We start from the raw sequence: 16,288 nt of genomic DNA, 5'->3' as shown, positions 1-16,288 counted from the left end.
TGGGTCGTAACCGGGTCGCGCGCATCGGGAGGAGGGACGATGCGCAGCTATTAGCGAACCCGGAATCATGGAAAAACCTATTGTGACCCCTTTGCCTTCGCAGATGCCCGCGCGACCGCGGAATCCCGCGCCGTCACCGGCAGCCCAAAAACGCACCTCCCGCCTGCCTGGCAGATTCTCCCGCCTGCCCGAACTCGCAGGACCCGGATTCCTCCCGCTGGGACTGTTTGCCCGCCTTCCCCTGGCGATGCTGACGGTAGGGACACTGACCCTCATTACGGCGGTCAGCCAGTCCTACGCCCTTGGCGGTATGGCCGCAGGAGCCGTCGGGATCGGGTCGGCCGTCGGCGCCCCCGTCCTCGGTTCTTTGGCGGACCGGGCCGGCCAGCGCACGGTACTGCTCGTGGCCGCCGTCGTGAATGCACTGGCAGTGGCGGGACTGCTCGCCGCTGCCTATGTGATGCCAAGATATGAGTCCGTGCAGGACGCCTCTGCCGTGTTGCTGGTAGCCCTGCTCGCCGGTGCAAGCTGTCCCCAGGTTGGACCTATGGCGCGGGTGCGTTGGATGGCGTTGACCAGCCGCAACCTGGAATCCAGCGGTGGACGCGGAAGCGTCGCCAGCAACAGGGCGGATCTGGACACGGCACTGTCTTACGAAGGCACCGCGGACGAGGTCACGTTTGTCCTCGGACCAGCACTTGTTGGTATCCTCGCCAGCCTGGTTGCCCCGTGGCTACCGTTGGCGTTGGCGGCTGCGATAACTATCACCCTGGTCCCGGCGTTTGCCGTGCACCCGAGCCAGGAAGCCGTGGTCCCCACCCGGCGGAAGCAACCCACCAGTGCCGGGACGCCGAACGACAATCCCGCCCGGCGCGGCCGCTGGGCGGCAGCCGTGGTGGCTGTTCCGGTCGTTGCCATGGTGTGCATGGGCACTTTCTTCGGGGCCACCCAAAACGCACTCAGTGCATTTTCGGCACAGTACGCCACGGCCGAGATCGCCGGACTCCTCTACTCGGTGATGGGCTTGAGCTCGGCTGTTGCTGCGCTGTCCGTGGCGTACTGGCCGCAGCGGTTCAGTCTGGCCGCCCGCTGGGTTGTCGCGGCGTTGGCCATGGCCCTGTTATCCGTGCTACTCGTGCTGCCCGCCGGGATCTGGCCCATGGTCTTTATCCTGTTGCTCCTGGGCGTTCCGGTAGGGCCTGTGATGGTCACTGTCTTCAGTATTGGCGGCGTGGTTGCCCCGTCCGGACGGATGGCGACGGTCATGACAGCCCTTGCCAGCGGGATTGTGGCAGGAACGGCACTTGGTTCTTACGTGGCCGGCCAGTTGGCGCAGGCACAGGGGGCTACGGCGGCTTTCATCGTTTCGATGGCGGCAGCGGTGGCACTGCTGCTGTTGGGTGTCCTCACCGCCTTGGTCATGCGGCGGCGATCGCGGGAGTAGGCACCTCCCATGTCAGCCGGCGTTGCGGTACCCCGTCGGTGAGTTGCCAAAAGAAGCACGGAAAATCCGGCTGAAGTGGGCGGCATCGGTGAATCCCCAGCGTGCAGCAATGGCTGTTACAGGGCGGTCCGCGAGGACGGGATCCCTCAGATCGCGGCGGCACCGTTCCAGCCGGCGCTGCCGGATGGACGTCGCCACCGTGGTCCCGATCTCCTGGAACAGGTCATGGAGGTGCCTGGTAGAGATGTAATGAGCGGCCGCAATGCTTCCCGGGGAAAGTTCCGGATCCCCGAGGTTGGCCTCGATGTAGTCATGGATCCGGCCGAGCAGGAGCAAGTGCGGGTCCCGGCCTGTTTCAATGAGCTGGTCCAGCTCACCGTTGAAGAGCGTGGTGACCAAGTCCAGCGCGTTGTGCACCAGCCGGAGTCCGTTGGTTCCTGACAGGGCTTCCAGGTTCTCTGCCAGCCGCACCAGAAAGGGACTGATGATCTCGCCGAGACCTTGGTCGCCCGGAATACGCAGGGCCGTCACATGCTCCATGGCCCCCGCAGGCAGGTCCAGCACGCCGTGGGGGAACATCAGCACCAGCGTCCGGAAGTCGTCGTCGAACGTCAGTTGGTAGGGGCGGGAGGTGTCGTAGATCGAGAGATCGCCAGGGCGCAGTATCGCTTCGCGTTCGTCCTGGACCAAGCGGCCCGTTCCGGCAAGTTGGATACTGAGCTTGAAAAAGCGTCCCGTGGATTTGGCAATCAATTCGGAGGTGCGCATTACCGTGTGTGGTCCTGCGGTGATGTCCACTACGGAAATTTGGCCGAGCACGCGTCCGCGCATCGTGCCGTGGAACTGCGCATTGGCCGGACCCTTCGCCAACAAAGGAACGAAAGAAGCCGAAATGGCCTTGGTCCATTCTTGGAAAGACCCTGCCACGATTGTTTGAACGGTGGTGGCGCCTGCTTCGGCCTGGACGGTCATCCAATTCCCTTTCAACGGCCCGCGGTACCGGGCCGCTTCTGGAGGGTCGTTGGTGCGGACGTGAGCTTGCCCACGATTCTACACCGGCTCGCCTCTGCAAGGGTGCATGCGTGAACTGACAAACACCCTGCCGTGTGAGACAAGTCACGGCCTGTCCTGACGGTGGAAGATTGCGGAAAGACCCACCCCGTGCCGCGCGATGATCCGCGGTACCGAAGCAGGAGCACACTATGAGCGTGGACAATCCCGTCAAAGGCAGGACCAGCAGTGCCACCACCAGCAAGAGGCGGCTCGGCGTACCAGCGGTAACTTTCATGATTATCGCTGCATCCGCACCTCTGACCGTACTTGCCGGCGGAGTCACCACGACGTTCGCTGTCACAGGGGTGGTAGGTGTCCCGCTGTCTTTCCTGATCCTCGGCGGGATTCTGGCCCTGTTTGCCGTGGGCTACGCGGCAATGAGCCGCTACGTGACGAACGCCGGAGCGTTCTATGCCTACATAGCGCAGGGAATCTCACGACCGGCCGGGGTGGGGGCATCCCTGGTTGCACTCATGGCATACAACCTTATGCAGATCGGCATCTACGGACTGTTCGGGTTCACCGTGTCCTCGCTCCTCTCGGCCCGCCTGGGCATCAATGTGCCGTGGTGGATTCCCGTCCTCGTGTGCATAGCAATTGTGGGGTGGCTGGGCGTCAACCGGGTGGACTTGTCCGCCAAGGTGCTGGGCGTTCTGGTGGCCTTGGAATTCGTAGTGGTGATCGCCTACGACGTGATCAGCCTGGCAGTGGCTCCTGAGGGCGTCAGTGCGGAGGCTTTCAGCCCCGCCACGCTTTTTGTGCCAGGGATCGGGGCGGTGCTCTCGTTCGGCATCGCAGCCTTCATGGGTTTTGAATCAGCGGCCATCTATGGAGAAGAGTCCAAGGACCCGCAGCACACGGTGGCCAGGGCGACGTTCGCGGCCGTGGGCATCATCGCGGTGTTCTATGCGGTGTCCGCATGGGCGATGACAGTAAGCACAGGCCCCTCCTCCGTTATCGCGGCCGCCACCACCAGCGGTCCGGACATGATCTTCTCGTTCCTCGGTGCGCACGGGGGAGTCCTGCTCAGCGACATCGCCCAGCTCCTCTTCGTTACCAGCCTCTTTGCTGCGCTGGTCAGTTTCCACAACGCCGTTGCCCGGTATTTTTTCTCCCTCGGCCGCGAACGCGTCCTCCCATCAGCGCTGGCCAAGGTCCGGACAGGAACCGGAGCTCCCTTCGCCGGTTCCTTGGCGCAGACGGTGATCGCCGTCGTCGTGACCGTGGCGTTCGCCATCGCAGGGTCCGGATCCGATCTTGGCGAGATGTATCCGGTGCTGACGATGTTCACGTGGCTGACGAACAGCGGCGCGATGGGACTCGTGCTGTTGATGGCCGTGGTGTCCGTGGCCGTGATCGGGTTTTTCCGAAAGCAGCGGCATGCTGCCAGCTTGTGGGTAAAAGTGATCGCTCCGGGCCTTGGATTTGTTCTCCTGGCACTCGTTTTCGGCCTCATCACAGCGAACTTCAACGTCCTTCTGGGCCAGACCGAATCCACCCCGGCGTCATTCATCCTTCCTGCGTTGGTGCTGCTCCCCGGCGTCGTAGGCATCATCTGGGGTTTGCGGTTACGGCGCTCGCAGCCGGCCCTCTACGCACGTATCGGTCACGGGTCCGAAGACGACTGAGAAGACGCGCGCCCGGGCCGCAGGTCAGGCGAGCTGGGTTTCGATTCGCGCAGCACTAGCGGCCAGTGCCTCGCCCACGGCTTCGGCATCCTGGTCCAGCCGGATATAGACGACGGCGATCGCTGCCGGCCGTCCCGAGGGGACGTGAATCGGGGCCGCCAATGACGAGAGGCCGGCGATGACTTCGTCATGGCTCGCAGCGTAGCCCCTCTTACGCGCCTCCTGCGCTTCGGGCCGGTAGGGGATGCCTGGGGCCATCTGGTCCCACCGTTCTTCACTCATGGTGGATTGGATGGCTATCCCGGGAGCTCCACTGCTGACGGGGTGACGGCTTCCCGGGTGTTGAGCGAGGGCAGCGCCGGAGTGCCTGGGCTCGACCGTCACCAACGTGACGCATTCCTGGTGGTCCCAGACGGCCACAAAAGCGGTCATGTGAAAAGTGTTTGCCAACTGGGTCAGCTCCGGCAACGCAGCTGTTTGGAGATTCCGGGACACGCCACTGGCCAAGACCGCCAGCCCTGGTCCGGGTTGGACACGGCCTGAGTCGTCGCGGACCAGTAGTGAGTGGTCCTCGAGCGTCCGGAGGATGCGGTAAGCCACCGAGCGGTGGACACCCAGCGCGGTCGTAAGCTCGGCGATGGTGAGCGGCCGTTCTGCTGCGGCGAGGATTTCCAGGGCGCGGATTCCCCGTGAGAGCGTTTGGGCCGGAGGGACCTGGGCGGTCGCTTCGCCTGGGCCCTGGGTGGCGCTGCGGGGATTCATGCGAACCATCTTATGGTGCTGGGCCGGCTTTCCCGCTTGTCCCTAGCCACCTAGTTGGCTCACGACGTCGGCATCGGTCAGTTGCCCGAATTCTTCATAGAACGCCCCGACGGCGTGGAACTTACCCGGGATGTGGAGGGGAAGCACAAAGTCGCACACCCGCGCCAGGGACGACGTGCCTTCCAACGACGCTACGGGGACCGCAGAAATGACCGTAGAGGCGCCTCCCGCGCGGACTGCTTCCACCGCGGCCCGCATGGTGGCCCCGGTCGCAAGGCCGTCGTCCACGAGGATCACCGCTTTTCCGTGGAGATCATGGCCAGTGCCCGGGTACTCGTCCGCGCGGCGCAAAAGCTCCGTGCGCTCGTGGGCTTCGACGGCGTCCAGGGCAGCCTGGGTGATGCCGCGGGAAAGAATCAGTTCCTTGATGGGTTTGTTGACGATCCGGAGGACATCTCCCTGCGACCAAGCCAGTGCGCCAAAGGCGGTCTCGTCCCGGCCGGGAATGCCGAGCTTTCGCACCAGCACGGCGCCGAAGGGCAGGCTCAAGGCTTCGGCGGTTGCGGCTGCGACCGGTACGCCGCCGCGGGCGAGCCCGAGCACGATGGTGCTGCGATTTTCCCGGAACTGGGGGAGTGCTTCAGCCAAGCGCCTGCCGGCCTCTGCCCGGTCTTTGTAACGCACGCCCATCTGCTCCACTTCCATGTCCATCGTTTGCAGACCCCAGCCTACCGTTCGCTCCTTGCCCGCTGGCCCATCCACTGAAAGCATGAACAAGTGGACAAGCCCATCGGATATTGGATCAAGAGGCTCGATGCCGCCCTGGAGGCCCAGCTTGACCGCACCCTTGCCCGGCTCAAGCTCAGTCGACGGCAATGGCAAGCTCTCACCATCCTCGACGACGGCGCCCTTCGTCCCGGTGAACTGGTGGAGGCCCTCCTGCCGGTCTGGGGAAGCGATGTTCGTCTGCGTGAACGGGAGCTGGCAACTTTGGTGGGACGTGGAATGATCACCATGATCGATGACCGGCTGACCCTCAGCGACGTGGGGCGGAGGAAGTGCCACGAAGCCGCGTGGTTGGTGGAAACGGCCCGTCAGGACTTGTCCATGGGCATCGGCATCGATGAATACGCCATGGCCCTCAGTGTGCTCGAACGCATGAGCCTCAACGCTGAACGGCTGGCCCGCTAGCGGCTCAGCGGTTCAGACTCCGAGGAACTCGACGGCGGCCTCTTTGAACGCGCGGCTGGTGACCACATTGGTGTGCGTGCGGCCCGGGATCAGGAGTGTTTCAACGTTGGCACCGTGTTTCGCGGCGATGGCGGCCAATTCCGGCATGGTCGCTGCACGCTCGTCCTTCTCCCCGGCCACGAGCAACAGAGGCATGTGCGGCGCGGCCTCTGACGGATCGAAAGGTTCTTCCTTGATGGCCTCAATGAGGGACAACATGGCGAACAGGTTGTTGCTGGGCAGCAGTTGGGCCATCTTCAGCAGGCCGGCCGTGGAGGCGTCGTTGATCGGCGTCCCGTCGGCCAAATGCCGCTGGGCGGCGGCAAGGTCGAACGCGGCCAGGGGATCGGCCGTGCTGGGTCCGCCCAAGACCATCCGGTGGACCAGGTCTGGCTGGGTTGCGCCGAATTCCCAAGCGAGCCGTGATCCGAGGGAATAGCCGATAACGTCCACGCCGGTGGCCGGGTCCCCTTCGCGAAGGGGCCGGGCTCCGGCGTCGGTCACGATTTGAAGGAAGTCTGCGCGGATCCGACTGGGTGTATACGAGTCCAGATCTTCCGGGGAGTAGCTGCGGCCGTGGCCGGGCAAGTCCACACTGATGATCCGGCGACCGGCTTCCTGGAGGGCGGTGATCCAGCCGCTGTCCTGCCAGTTCAACTTGCTGGAGGACGAAAATCCGTGAATCAGGAGGACAGGCCGGAGGCCGGCGTCGTTGGCAGGTTCATGGATTTGAACGAACAGTCCCGGGTCGGTGCCCTCCACTGTGTGCCTGTGCTGTTCCACGGTGTGCCTGCCGGTCATGGTCTCAGTCCTCATCGAGTACGGCGCTCAGGCGGACCCGGCGCTTGGGTGCTTCGTCCTTGGGAACAGTGCCCACGATCCCGGCGGTGTCGTCCGGCACCTCGAACACAATCAGCGGTTCGCCGACGTTGACGGTGTCACCTGGCGCTCCGTGAATACGCACCACTTTACCTGCCTGGGGACTTGGCAGTTCGAGGGCGGACTTGCTGGTTTCGAGTTCCACGATTGCCTGGTTGCGCTCCACCTGCTGGCCGGGTTCCACCAGCCATTCGAGCACGGTTGCCTCGATGAGGCCTTCACCAAGATCGGGCAACGGAAAGGTAAGTTCAGTCACGGCGGTACTCCAGTACGCGTTGGATCCCAAAAAGGATGCGGTCGATGTTCGGAATGTATTCGTCCTCCAGGTCCCCGGACGGGTAGGGAACGTCGAAGCCGGTCACTCGCTCCACCGGGGCCTTGAGCGTGTCGAAGCAGCTCTGCGTGATGAGCTGGGCCACCTCGGCGCCGAGTCCGGAGGTGAGCGGTGCTTCATGAACGACGACGGCGCGCCGCGTCTTCCCGACAGAGCGTGCCAGTGCTTCGGCGTCGATGGGCTTTAGCCAGCGAAGGTCCAGGACTTCGACGTCGATCCCGTCCTCTGCGGCGAGTTCGGCAACCTGCAGGCAGCGGGAGACCATCGCACCCCACGCCACCAATGTCAGGTGGCGGCCCTCCTTGGCCACCCGTGCGCCTGTAGGGTTTCCAGCAGCGAACTCCACAGGACCTTTCTGCCAGTAACGGGACTTTGGTTCCATGAAGATCACAGGGTCCGGGCGGCCGGCGGCGTACTTGAGCAGGTGATAGGCATCGTTCGGAGTGGACGGTGAGACGACTTTGAGTCCGGGGACATGGGCGAACAGTGCCTCCAGGCTTTCGCCGTGGTGCTCGGGAGCCCGGATCCCGCCGAAGCTGGGAACGCGCAACGTAATTGGCATGGGCAGCGTGCCGCGGCTGCGGTAGTTCATCCGTCCGATCTGGCACACGATTTGGTTGATTGCCGGGTAGGCGAAACCGTCGAACTGCACTTCGGGAATCGGGTGGAAGCCCGCCATTGCCAAGCCCACCGACATGCCGAGGATGCCGGACTCTGCCAGCGGGGTGTCAAAGACACGGTCCTCACCATGTTTTGCCTGGAGTCCGTCCGTGATCCGGAAAACGCCGCCCAAACGGCCGCAGTCCTCACCGAAGATCACGGCTTTTGGGTTTTCTCCCAAAACCTCGTCCAAGGCAAGGTTGAGGGCTTGCTGCATGGACATGGTGACTACATTCGGTGCCGGTGCTTCAGCATCCTGCACGGGTGTCATGGTGGTCTCAGACATGTTCTGACTCCTCGCGCCACGCAGTGGCCTGGGATTGGAGGTCGGGTGTTGGCTCTTGGAAAACCATGCTGAACATCTCGGCGCCGGGCCGGGGCCCCAGCTCTTCGATGCCGGTCCGGATCGCTTCAGCCTCTTCTTCGGCTGCGCGCTGCGCCTCGGCAAAGAAGGCTTCATCCGCCACGCCTTCGGCAAGCAGTCGCTGCTTGAAGCGTTCCAGCGGGTCCTCGCCCGCAGCCAGCCGCTCCTCCTCAAGAGTGCGGTAACGGCCGGGATCATCGGCTGTTGAGTGCGGACCGCGGCGGTACGTCATGGCTTCGATGACCACTGGGCCATTGCCGGAGCGGCAATGTGCCAAAGCTGACTGCGTCGCTTGGTAAACAGCAACGACGTCGTTGCCGTCCACCTGAAGGGACGGGATGCCATACCCGGCTGCCCGGGCAGCAACGGAGCCCCCGGCAACCTGCCGTTCTGTGGGGACGGATATTGCCCAGCCGTTGTTCTGGACGAAGAAGACCACTGGGGCTTTCATGACCGCTGCAAAGTTCATGGCTTCATGGACATCGCCCTGTGATGAAGCGCCGTCGCCGAAGTACGTCACGGCAACGCCGCTGTCCGTGTGTCCGCCGAGGGTCTGGCCATGGGCCCAGCCGACGGCGTGCAGGACCGAACCGGCCACCACGGCCTGGATCGGTGCGAAGCGCGACTCCAGCGGGTTGTACATACCCCCGTGCCAGGTGGCTTTGTGAGTGGACATGTAGCCCACCATGTCCAGTCCCATCGCCTTGGCCACCCCCATCTCGCGGTAGGTGGGAAAAACGAAGTCGCGTGTCCGGTCCACGGCATAGCCGCTGCCCACCTGGGCAGCTTCCTGGCCGAGCTCCGGAGCGTAGCCGGGGATGATGCCTTGGCGTTGCCAAGCGACAGCGGCGGTATCCAGCCGGCGTACCGCTGACATGAGGGCGTAAAGCTCACGGAGCTGTTCGTGCGTGAGCGGGGCCGGCGCGACGTCGCCGCCGGACAGCACGGGATGGGTAGTCATGGGTGTGACCCTAGTCACCGGGATCGTGCCTGCGCAATAAGCTCAGTTTGAGTACAGCATTTTGTCCATGTTGAGGAACGAACGAAGCCCTGCACGGTACAAACTGTGCAGGGCTTCGTCAATGCGTTAGGCAAGTAGTTAGCGGACTTCCTGTGTCTTTCCGAACTTGGCTCGTGCGTTGAAGAAGCAACCCGCGGCAATCACCAGGATCAGCGCCACCGTGCCGAGCAACTGGGCTGCGCTCTCAGGGTTAGCGAAGCCAACGGCAAGGATGAGTACCAAGAGCGCCAAGCCGAGGATGGTCAGGAACGGGAATCCCTTCATGCGCAAGGGCAGCTCCGTTCCATCGCGATCAGCCCTTCGGCGCAGGATGAACTGGGAAACCAGGGCGGTTCCCCAAACCATCAAGCAGGTGGAGCCCACCAGGTTCAGCAGTGCAGGCAGGACGTGCTCGGGGAAGATCAGTTCCAGGACGGTCGCGATGAAGCCGAACGCCACGGAAATGCCGACGGCGGCCACTGGCACCTTGTTGCTGTTCACCGCGGACAGCATCCGGGGTGCTTCGCCTCGCTCGGACAACGAAAAGATCATCCGCGACGCCCCGTAAAGGTTGGCGTTCAGGGCCGACAACAGCGCCACCACGGCCACCAGGGTGATGGCTGTCCCGGCTCCGGGAATTCCTGCAAGGTCGAGGACTCCTGCGAAAGGGGACTTCAGCCCGGCAGATCCCATGGGGAGGACAGCTGCGATGACGAACACGGAACCGATGTAGAAGACCAGGATGCGCCACACCACGGTGCGGATCGCCTTGCCGACGCTGTGGGCCGGATTCTCGGTTTCGGCAGCGGCCACGCTGACGATTTCCGTGCCGCCGAAGGCGAAGATCACCACAAACAAGGCGTTCGCTATGCCGCTCATGCCGTGCGGAGCGAAAGTCCCGAACGCCGAGAACCCGGGGGACGCGACGTTAGGGAGCCAGCCGAACAACAGTGCTGCCCCGATGAGCAGGAAAATGACGATTGCCGCTACCTTCAAGATGGCGAACCAAAACTCGAACTCGCCAAAATTGCGGACACCAACGAGGTTGATTCCCGTGAAGGCCACCATGAAGACCAGTGCGAGGATCCAGACCGGGACGACGGGCCACACCGAGAAGAGCAGCCCTGCGGCGCCAAGAGCTTCTGCGGCGATCACCACCACCAGTTGCAGCCACCAGAGCCAACCGACGGTCCCTCCGGCTGTCTTGCCCAGGGCCTTTTCAGCGTAAACGGAGAAGGCGCCGCTATTGGGATTGGCGGCAGCCATCTCGCCGAGCGCCCACATGACCAGGATAATCAGGGTTCCGGCCACGAGGTATGAAACCAGTACGGCCGGGCCGGCGGCTTGGACACCGGCGCCTGAGCCGAGGAACAAGCCCGCGCCAATGGCACTGCCCAATCCCATCATGGTCAGCTGGCGCGGCTTCAGGGAGTGGCCGAGGCCGGATGTTTGGGCAGGAGCCGCCATGGACTTCGTTGTCATACGTGTCTACCTTCTATGGATTACATGGGGGTTGAGCCTGGCAGCCTCGTGAGCTGGACAAGCTATCTGGGATGCGAGCGGATCAACCGTGCGTCGACGCCGCAGGCAGGACCGTGGAATAATTCTCGCAGATTGTAAGATACATCACTTCTCACGGTGCCGATGTGACAGGTGACAACCCTTGGGCGATGGGAACTTTGATGATGGTCGATGCGCTTGATGCAAAAATTGTACGGTTCTTCACGGATTCGCCCCGATCCTCCGTGCTTGAAGCCTCCAGGGTGCTCCGCGTCGCCCGTGCCACTGTGCAGTCCCGGATCGACCGCATGATGGAAAGCGGCGTCATTGGATCGTGGGTCCCGCAGCCGGATCCGGCGAACTTCGGCTTCCCCGTGGTGGCCTTCTGTTCCGTCACCATCACCCAGGAGATTGGCCACGACGCCGTTATCCAGAGCTTGAGTGCCATCCCCGAGATCACCGAAGTGCACACGGTGACGGGCAATTCAGACCTCATGGTGCGGATCGCCGCGCGCTCCAACCCTGACATGCAGCGGGTGCTTGACGCCATGATTGCCACCAAGTCCGTGGTCCGTTGCTCGTCGGTCATCGCGCTGAACAGCCATATCCAAGGGCGCACGCTGCCCCTCATGGAGGCGGCAGCCGAGCAAATGTGACGCAGGGCATTTGGTTCAACGTTGCCACGGACGTACCATTAGTTCTAGTCAACATGACTTTAACTAATTCTGATCATCCAATGTATTCCTCCGGGGTAGCACCGAGACTCCGGCGGGACGGGCTGGCGTCGAAGCGAGGTGCGTGCCATGAGTCCCATCTCAGCGAACGTCGCCGAACGGCGGCTGGCACCGCCGTCGTTGGCTATTTCAACCGTCATTTTCGCTCTTCGGCCAAGCGAAAAATCGGGCCGTCCCACCCTCTGGTTGCCGCTGGTCCGGAGGATTCGCGAGCCGTTCAAGGACATGTGGGCCCTGCCAGGTGGGCCGCTGTCTCACGACGAATCCCTCCAGGACGCAGCTTCACGCAACCTCCGTGAGACCACCGGCCTCATTCCGCACTACCTTGAGCAGCTGTACGCATTCGGCGGCCTCCACCGCTCTCCCAGCCAGCGTGTGGTCTCCATCGTCTATTGGGCTCTGGTCCAACCGACAGAAGCCGCCCTCGCTGACGAATCGGAGAACGTGCGCTGGTTCCGGGCCGACCGCTTGGGGGAGTTGGCCTTCGACCACAAGGAAATCGTGGACTACGCACTGTGGCGGCTCCGCAACAAGATGGCCTACGGATCGATCGCCTACCACCTTCTGGGTGAATTCTTCACCTTGGCCCAAGTGCGGGAAGTCTACGAAGCCGTCCTGGACCGGCAATTGGATCCCGCTAATTTCCGACGCCACATCAAGGCCACGCCGGAAATCGAAGAAACCGGCCAGTACCTCCAAGGCGGGAAACACCGCCCACCACGCCTCTACCGCTTTACCGGAACACCCGGCCTCGGGCCAGATAACAGGAGCACATCATGAGCAGCGTCAACACTGCCGTCCAGTTGATCACTCGCGAAGAAGCAGAGAACGGACTCTCCCGCGCAGGCGCCACCTGCAGCCCGGCGTTGGCGAAGGGACCTTGGGAATACGACCTCGCCGAAGCGCTCGCGGGTGCTCCTGCCTACGGTCCTGGGGCATCCAGCAGCGACACCGCACCGGCCGCCACGCCGCGGCAAGGCCAGTTGCCGGACGAATACAAACAGGCCAGCGACGCCGAACTCGACGCCCGTATCCGTGCCGCGAAAGCCAAGCTCGGCGATCGCGCGGTGATCCTGGGGCACTTCTACCAACGCGATGAAGTCATCCAGTACGCGGACTTCGTGGGTGACTCCTTCCAGTTGGCCAACGCCGCACTCACCAAGCCGGACGCTGAAGCCATCATTTTCTGCGGTGTCCACTTCATGGCAGAGACCGCCGATATCCTCTCCACCCCGGAGCAGGCCGTCATCCTGCCCAACCTCGCAGCCGGATGCTCCATGGCGGACATGGCTGATGAAGATTCCGTGGAGGAGTGCTGGGAGCAGCTCGAGGAAATCTTCGGGACGGAAACCGATGACCAAGGCCGCGTACCTGTCATACCGGTCACCTACATGAACTCTTCTGCCGCACTCAAAGCTTTCTGTGGCCGGAACGGCGGTATCGTCTGCACCTCCTCCAATGCCAAAGTGGTCCTGGAATGGGCGTTCGAACGCGGTCAGAGGGTCCTGTTCTTCCCGGACCAGCACTTGGGGCGCAACACCGCCAAAGCCCTCGGTGTGCCCCTTGAGCAGATGCCCATGTGGAATCCGCGAAAAGAACTGGGCGGCAATGATGAGCAGGCATTGCTGGATTCAAGAGTCATCCTGTGGCATGGATTCTGCTCGGTCCACAAGCGCTTCAACGTCAGCCAAATCGAGAAGGCCCGCCTGGACTTCCCGGGCGTGAACGTCATCGTTCACCCGGAGTGCCCCATGGAGGTCGTGGACGCTGCGGACTCCGCCGGTTCCACCGACTTCATCAAAAAGGCCATCGCCGCTGCCACGGAACCCACCACGTTCGCCATCGGCACCGAGATCAACATGGTGAACCGGCTTGCCGCCGAGAATCCCCAGCACACCATCTTCTGCCTTGACCCCGTGATTTGCCCGTGCTCCACCATGTACCGCATCCACCCGGGCTATCTGGCGTGGGTGCTCGAGGAACTCGTCCAAGGACGCATCGTCAACCGCATCACCGTGGATGACGCAGTGCAGGACAACGCGAAAATCGCCTTGGAGCGCATGCTGGCCGCCAAGCCGGCCTGACGACAGAACAACCACTAGCCGAATCGAGCCTCACATGACTGCAGATAGTTTTCCTATCGCTGCAGGCAGCCCTGCCGAAGGGCCCCGGCAACGGCTGATCGTCGTCGGAAGCGGCATCGCGGGGCTGTATTCCGCGCTGCTGGCCGCCGAAGCCGGTTCCGACGTCGTGCTGCTGACCAAGGGCGCGCTCGCGGACAGCAACACGTACTTCGCCCAAGGTGGCATCTCTGCGGTGCTCGATGAACCGGCGCCCGGTGACACGGTGGCGGCGCACATCGCCGACACCATCAGGGCCGGTGCCGGGCATTGCAACGAGGAAGCCGTCCGGGTGCTGTGCACCGAGGCCCGCACCGACATCGCCGGACTCGCCCGGTTCGGCGTCAGCTTCGATCTTGACGACGACGGCGGACCGGCCTTGGGGCTGGAGGCGGCGCACTCGGCGCCGCGCATCATGCACGCAGGTGGAGATGCCACGGGTGCCCGTGTGGCGGCAGCACTGATCAAGACCGTGCTGGAGTTCCATGATGCAGGCAGGCTCCATGTCATCGGGCACGCCCAGGTGACGGTTCTGATGCGAGCGGGTGCAGGGTCCGCACGCGTGTCCGGCGTCGAGTTCCTCCACAACGGGGCCCGGCACAGCGTCCACGGTGATGCTGTACTTTTGGCCACCGGTGGGGCCGGGCAACTCTTCGCGCAAACCACCAACCCGTCCGTGGCCACAGCTGATGGGCTGGCCCTTGCCTGTCGTGTCGGCGCCGACGTGGCGGACCTTGAATTCTTCCAGTTCCACCCGACGTGCATGGTGTTTCCCACTCCCCAGGCCGACGGCGCGGCGGAGCCGCTGTTGATCTCCGAAGCGGTGCGCGGGGAAGGGGCGATCCTCGTGGACGCAAACGGCCACCGCTTCATGCCTGACTACCACCCGGAGGCCGAGCTGGCCCCCCGGGACGTTGTTTCCCGAAGCATCGCCCTCCACCTTGCTGCGCTTGGGGACCCCAACGGCCATGTGTTCCTCGATGCAACGGTCATCGAAGCCCAGCGCGGGAGCGGTTTCCTCAGCAAGAGATTCCCCACCATCTCCGCCCGCACCCTCCAAGCCGGAATCGACTGGACCCGGGAACCGGTCCCCGTGGCCCCGGCAGCACACTACTGGATGGGCGGAGTGGTCACCGATCTTTACGGGCGAACCTCCGTTCCCGGCCTGTTGGCCGCTGGCGAAGTCGCTTGCACAGGAGTTCAGGGCGCCAACCGGCTGGCCAGCAATTCCTTGCTGGAAGGGCTGGTGTTTGGCCGGCGGGCTGTGCAAGGCTTCCTTTCAGAAGACCGCAGGGCTCCGCGCGGAACCACTGACGTGCTCCCGCTCAACGAGCCCGCCGAGGCGCCAACATCCAGCGGCCTCTCACGGCAGGCATTGCAGCGGCTGATGACGGCCAAGGCCGGCGTCCTGCGGAACGGGCTGCTGCTGGCTGAGGCCGAGGCTGCCCTGGCCGCTTGGGAGGCCGACATCGTGCCCTTGGTGGTCTCCAGGTCCTTGGATGTTCAGGCGCACGAGGACTCCAACTTGCTGCTCGCGGCGCAGTTGCTCGTGCGTGCGGCGCGGAAGCGGAGGGCATCGCTCGGCGCCCATTACCGCAGCGACAGCGTGGCGGAACCTGCCGCCGTCGAGCCTTCAGAGAAGCATCACATCACCACCCGGAAAGCGAGCCTCGTCCGATGACTGCTCCAACAAACCATCTGGCCCTTCCCATGGCTCCTGTACGGGAGATCCTGGAACGAGCCTTTGCCGAGGATGCGCCCAGCGGCGACATCACTTCACAGCTGTTGATCCCGGCGCAGGCAAGGGCCGTGGCCGTGCTCAATGCGCGCGTGCCCGGAGTGCTGAGCGGAGGCTCCGTGTTCCGTGAGGCCATGCTATGCGTGGACCCGGCGCTGGACGTGGAGCTGTTGCTCTCCGACGGCGAAGAGTTCGACGCCGGAACGCACCTCGCCAGGGTCAGCGGCAGCGCCCGCTCGGTGCTGCTCGCCGAACGCGTCGCCCTGAACCTGGTGCAGAGGATGAGCGCCATTGCCACCAAGACGGCGGAGTTCGTCAGGCTCGTGGAAGGCACGAGGGCCCGGATCACGGACACCCGCAAAACCACGCCCGGGCTGAGGGTGCTCGAGCGTTACGCCGTTCGCTGTGGCGGGGGAGCCAACCACCGTTACAGCCTGTCCGACGCCGTGCTGGCCAAGGACAACCACCTCGCGGTCATGACCGGGGGCGACTCCAGCAAGCTCACCGAGTTGCTGATCGCCGCGAAGGCGCAGTTGGGCCACACCACCCATTTTGAAGTCGAAGTTGACAGCGCGGACCAGATTGAGCCCGTCCTGGCGGCGGGAGTGGACACCATCATGCTGGACAACTTCTCCATCGAGCAGCTCCGGGCGGGCGTCAAACAAGTGGACGGGAGGGCAATCGTTGAAGCGAGCGGCAACGTCAACACCTCCACTGTTACCGAAATCGCCGCGGCCGGAGTCGATGTCATCTCCATCGGCGGGCTGACGCACAGCGTCGCAGCATTGGACCTCGGCCTCGATATCGAACTGACGGCGCCGCAGGGCTGAAGCCGGGGAGTC

The 16,288-nt window shown here is 63.7% G+C and carries 16 protein-coding genes; 8 read left to right on the top strand and 8 right to left on the bottom strand.

What is annotated here, in order from left to right:
• The first annotated feature begins 103 nt into the window (after positions 1–103).
• Entirely contained in the window at positions 104–1,444 is a 1,341-nt protein-coding gene (locus QRN42_RS13385) for an MFS transporter (RefSeq protein WP_284979655.1), read from the top strand.
• A gap of 12 nt (positions 1,445–1,456) precedes the next feature.
• On the opposite strand, the gene QRN42_RS13380 is transcribed toward QRN42_RS13385, so the two are convergent.
• A complete protein-coding gene (locus QRN42_RS13380) occupies positions 1,457–2,416 on the bottom strand; it encodes an AraC-like ligand-binding domain-containing protein (protein ID WP_284979654.1) in 960 nt (319 codons plus the stop codon).
• A gap of 230 nt (positions 2,417–2,646) precedes the next feature.
• On the opposite strand from QRN42_RS13380, the gene QRN42_RS13375 reads away from it, so the two are divergent.
• On the top strand, positions 2,647–4,125 hold the full coding sequence (locus tag QRN42_RS13375; RefSeq protein WP_284979653.1) for an APC family permease: 1,479 nt from the start codon (positions 2,647–2,649) through the stop codon (positions 4,123–4,125).
• A 24-nt stretch (positions 4,126–4,149) separates the two neighbouring features.
• Here the strand turns inward: QRN42_RS13375 and QRN42_RS13370 are convergent, their stop codons facing one another.
• Positions 4,150–4,896, bottom strand: coding sequence for an IclR family transcriptional regulator (locus QRN42_RS13370; RefSeq protein WP_502869505.1), 747 nt, complete (start codon positions 4,894–4,896; stop codon positions 4,150–4,152).
• A 33-nt stretch (positions 4,897–4,929) separates the two neighbouring features.
• Complete coding sequence (locus QRN42_RS13365) at positions 4,930–5,592, bottom strand: phosphoribosyltransferase (protein WP_284979784.1); 663 nt, start codon at positions 5,590–5,592, stop codon at positions 4,930–4,932.
• A gap of 72 nt (positions 5,593–5,664) precedes the next feature.
• On the opposite strand from QRN42_RS13365, the gene QRN42_RS13360 reads away from it, so the two are divergent.
• Complete coding sequence (locus QRN42_RS13360; RefSeq protein ID WP_284979651.1) at positions 5,665–6,078, top strand: winged helix DNA-binding protein; 414 nt, start codon at positions 5,665–5,667, stop codon at positions 6,076–6,078.
• Positions 6,079–6,090: 12 nt separating this feature from the next.
• Here the strand turns inward: QRN42_RS13360 and QRN42_RS13355 are convergent, their stop codons facing one another.
• From QRN42_RS13355 to QRN42_RS13335, 5 genes are all read right to left on the bottom strand, one after another.
• Positions 6,091–6,918, bottom strand: a complete 828-nt coding sequence (locus QRN42_RS13355; RefSeq protein WP_284979650.1) for an alpha/beta fold hydrolase — start codon at positions 6,916–6,918, stop codon at positions 6,091–6,093.
• A gap of 4 nt (positions 6,919–6,922) precedes the next feature.
• Complete coding sequence (locus QRN42_RS13350) at positions 6,923–7,252, bottom strand: biotin/lipoyl-containing protein (RefSeq protein ID WP_284979648.1); 330 nt, start codon at positions 7,250–7,252, stop codon at positions 6,923–6,925.
• Positions 7,245–8,276: an alpha-ketoacid dehydrogenase subunit beta gene (locus QRN42_RS13345; RefSeq protein WP_502869504.1), complete on the bottom strand. Its 1,032-nt coding sequence runs from the start codon at positions 8,274–8,276 to the stop codon at positions 7,245–7,247. Before QRN42_RS13345 ends, QRN42_RS13350 begins: the two co-directional genes overlap by 8 nt.
• Positions 8,269–9,315, bottom strand: a complete 1,047-nt coding sequence (locus QRN42_RS13340; RefSeq protein ID WP_284979647.1) for a thiamine pyrophosphate-dependent enzyme — start codon at positions 9,313–9,315, stop codon at positions 8,269–8,271. Before QRN42_RS13340 ends, QRN42_RS13345 begins: the two co-directional genes overlap by 8 nt.
• Positions 9,316–9,453: 138 nt before the next feature.
• Positions 9,454–10,836 (bottom strand): amino acid permease, encoded by a 1,383-nt coding sequence (locus QRN42_RS13335; protein WP_284979646.1) that lies wholly within the window; start codon positions 10,834–10,836, stop codon positions 9,454–9,456.
• A 200-nt stretch (positions 10,837–11,036) separates the two neighbouring features.
• Between QRN42_RS13335 and QRN42_RS13330 the strand changes: the two genes are divergently transcribed.
• From QRN42_RS13330 to nadC, 5 genes are all read left to right on the top strand, one after another.
• On the top strand, positions 11,037–11,510 hold the full coding sequence (locus QRN42_RS13330) for an Lrp/AsnC family transcriptional regulator (RefSeq protein WP_284975418.1): 474 nt from the start codon (positions 11,037–11,039) through the stop codon (positions 11,508–11,510).
• 147 nt (positions 11,511–11,657) lie between these two features.
• Positions 11,658–12,368, top strand: coding sequence for an NUDIX hydrolase (locus QRN42_RS13325; protein WP_284979645.1), 711 nt, complete (start codon positions 11,658–11,660; stop codon positions 12,366–12,368).
• Complete coding sequence (gene nadA / locus QRN42_RS13320) at positions 12,365–13,672, top strand: quinolinate synthase NadA (protein WP_284979644.1); 1,308 nt, start codon at positions 12,365–12,367, stop codon at positions 13,670–13,672. The genes QRN42_RS13325 and nadA overlap by 4 nt, the downstream gene beginning before the upstream one ends.
• Positions 13,673–13,706: 34 nt before the next feature.
• Positions 13,707–15,389 carry an L-aspartate oxidase gene (gene nadB, locus QRN42_RS13315; protein ID WP_284979643.1) on the top strand — a complete coding sequence of 561 codons (1,683 nt, stop codon included), beginning with the start codon at positions 13,707–13,709 and terminating at the stop codon, positions 15,387–15,389.
• Complete coding sequence (gene nadC, locus QRN42_RS13310) at positions 15,386–16,276, top strand: carboxylating nicotinate-nucleotide diphosphorylase (RefSeq protein WP_284979642.1); 891 nt, start codon at positions 15,386–15,388, stop codon at positions 16,274–16,276. The genes nadB and nadC overlap by 4 nt, the downstream gene beginning before the upstream one ends.
• Positions 16,277–16,288 lie beyond the last annotated feature (12 nt).

The organism is Arthrobacter sp. fls2-241-R2A-200, assembly GCF_030209745.1.
Taxonomy (GTDB): Bacteria; Actinomycetota; Actinomycetes; order Actinomycetales; family Micrococcaceae; genus Arthrobacter.
Note: the sequence above shows the minus strand (reverse complement) of the source record. Positions and strands in the feature narration are given on the sequence as shown.

Excerpts from the sequence above, each read along its gene's own strand:
- QRN42_RS13365 (WP_284979784.1), bottom strand. The coding sequence starts at position 5,592 with ATGGAAGTGGAGCAGATGGGCGTGCGTTACAAAGACCGGGCAGAGGCC.
- QRN42_RS13375 (WP_284979653.1), top strand. The coding sequence starts at position 2,647 with ATGAGCGTGGACAATCCCGTCAAAGGCAGGACCAGCAGTGCCACCACC.
- QRN42_RS13335 (WP_284979646.1), bottom strand. The coding sequence starts at position 10,836 with ATGACAACGAAGTCCATGGCGGCTCCTGCCCAAACATCCGGCCTCGGC.
- QRN42_RS13355 (WP_284979650.1), bottom strand. The coding sequence starts at position 6,918 with ATGACCGGCAGGCACACCGTGGAACAGCACAGGCACACAGTGGAGGGC.
- QRN42_RS13330 (WP_284975418.1), top strand. The coding sequence starts at position 11,037 with ATGATGGTCGATGCGCTTGATGCAAAAATTGTACGGTTCTTCACGGAT.
- QRN42_RS13370 (WP_502869505.1), bottom strand. The coding sequence starts at position 4,896 with ATGGTTCGCATGAATCCCCGCAGCGCCACCCAGGGCCCAGGCGAAGCG.
- QRN42_RS13325 (WP_284979645.1), top strand. The coding sequence starts at position 11,658 with ATGAGTCCCATCTCAGCGAACGTCGCCGAACGGCGGCTGGCACCGCCG.
- QRN42_RS13380 (WP_284979654.1), bottom strand. The coding sequence starts at position 2,416 with ATGACCGTCCAGGCCGAAGCAGGCGCCACCACCGTTCAAACAATCGTG.
- QRN42_RS13340 (WP_284979647.1), bottom strand. The coding sequence starts at position 9,315 with ATGACTACCCATCCCGTGCTGTCCGGCGGCGACGTCGCGCCGGCCCCG.
- QRN42_RS13345 (WP_502869504.1), bottom strand. The coding sequence starts at position 8,276 with ATGTCTGAGACCACCATGACACCCGTGCAGGATGCTGAAGCACCGGCA.
- QRN42_RS13385 (WP_284979655.1), top strand. The coding sequence starts at position 104 with ATGCCCGCGCGACCGCGGAATCCCGCGCCGTCACCGGCAGCCCAAAAA.
- nadA (WP_284979644.1), top strand. The coding sequence starts at position 12,365 with ATGAGCAGCGTCAACACTGCCGTCCAGTTGATCACTCGCGAAGAAGCA.
- nadC (WP_284979642.1), top strand. The coding sequence starts at position 15,386 with ATGACTGCTCCAACAAACCATCTGGCCCTTCCCATGGCTCCTGTACGG.
- nadB (WP_284979643.1), top strand. The coding sequence starts at position 13,707 with ATGACTGCAGATAGTTTTCCTATCGCTGCAGGCAGCCCTGCCGAAGGG.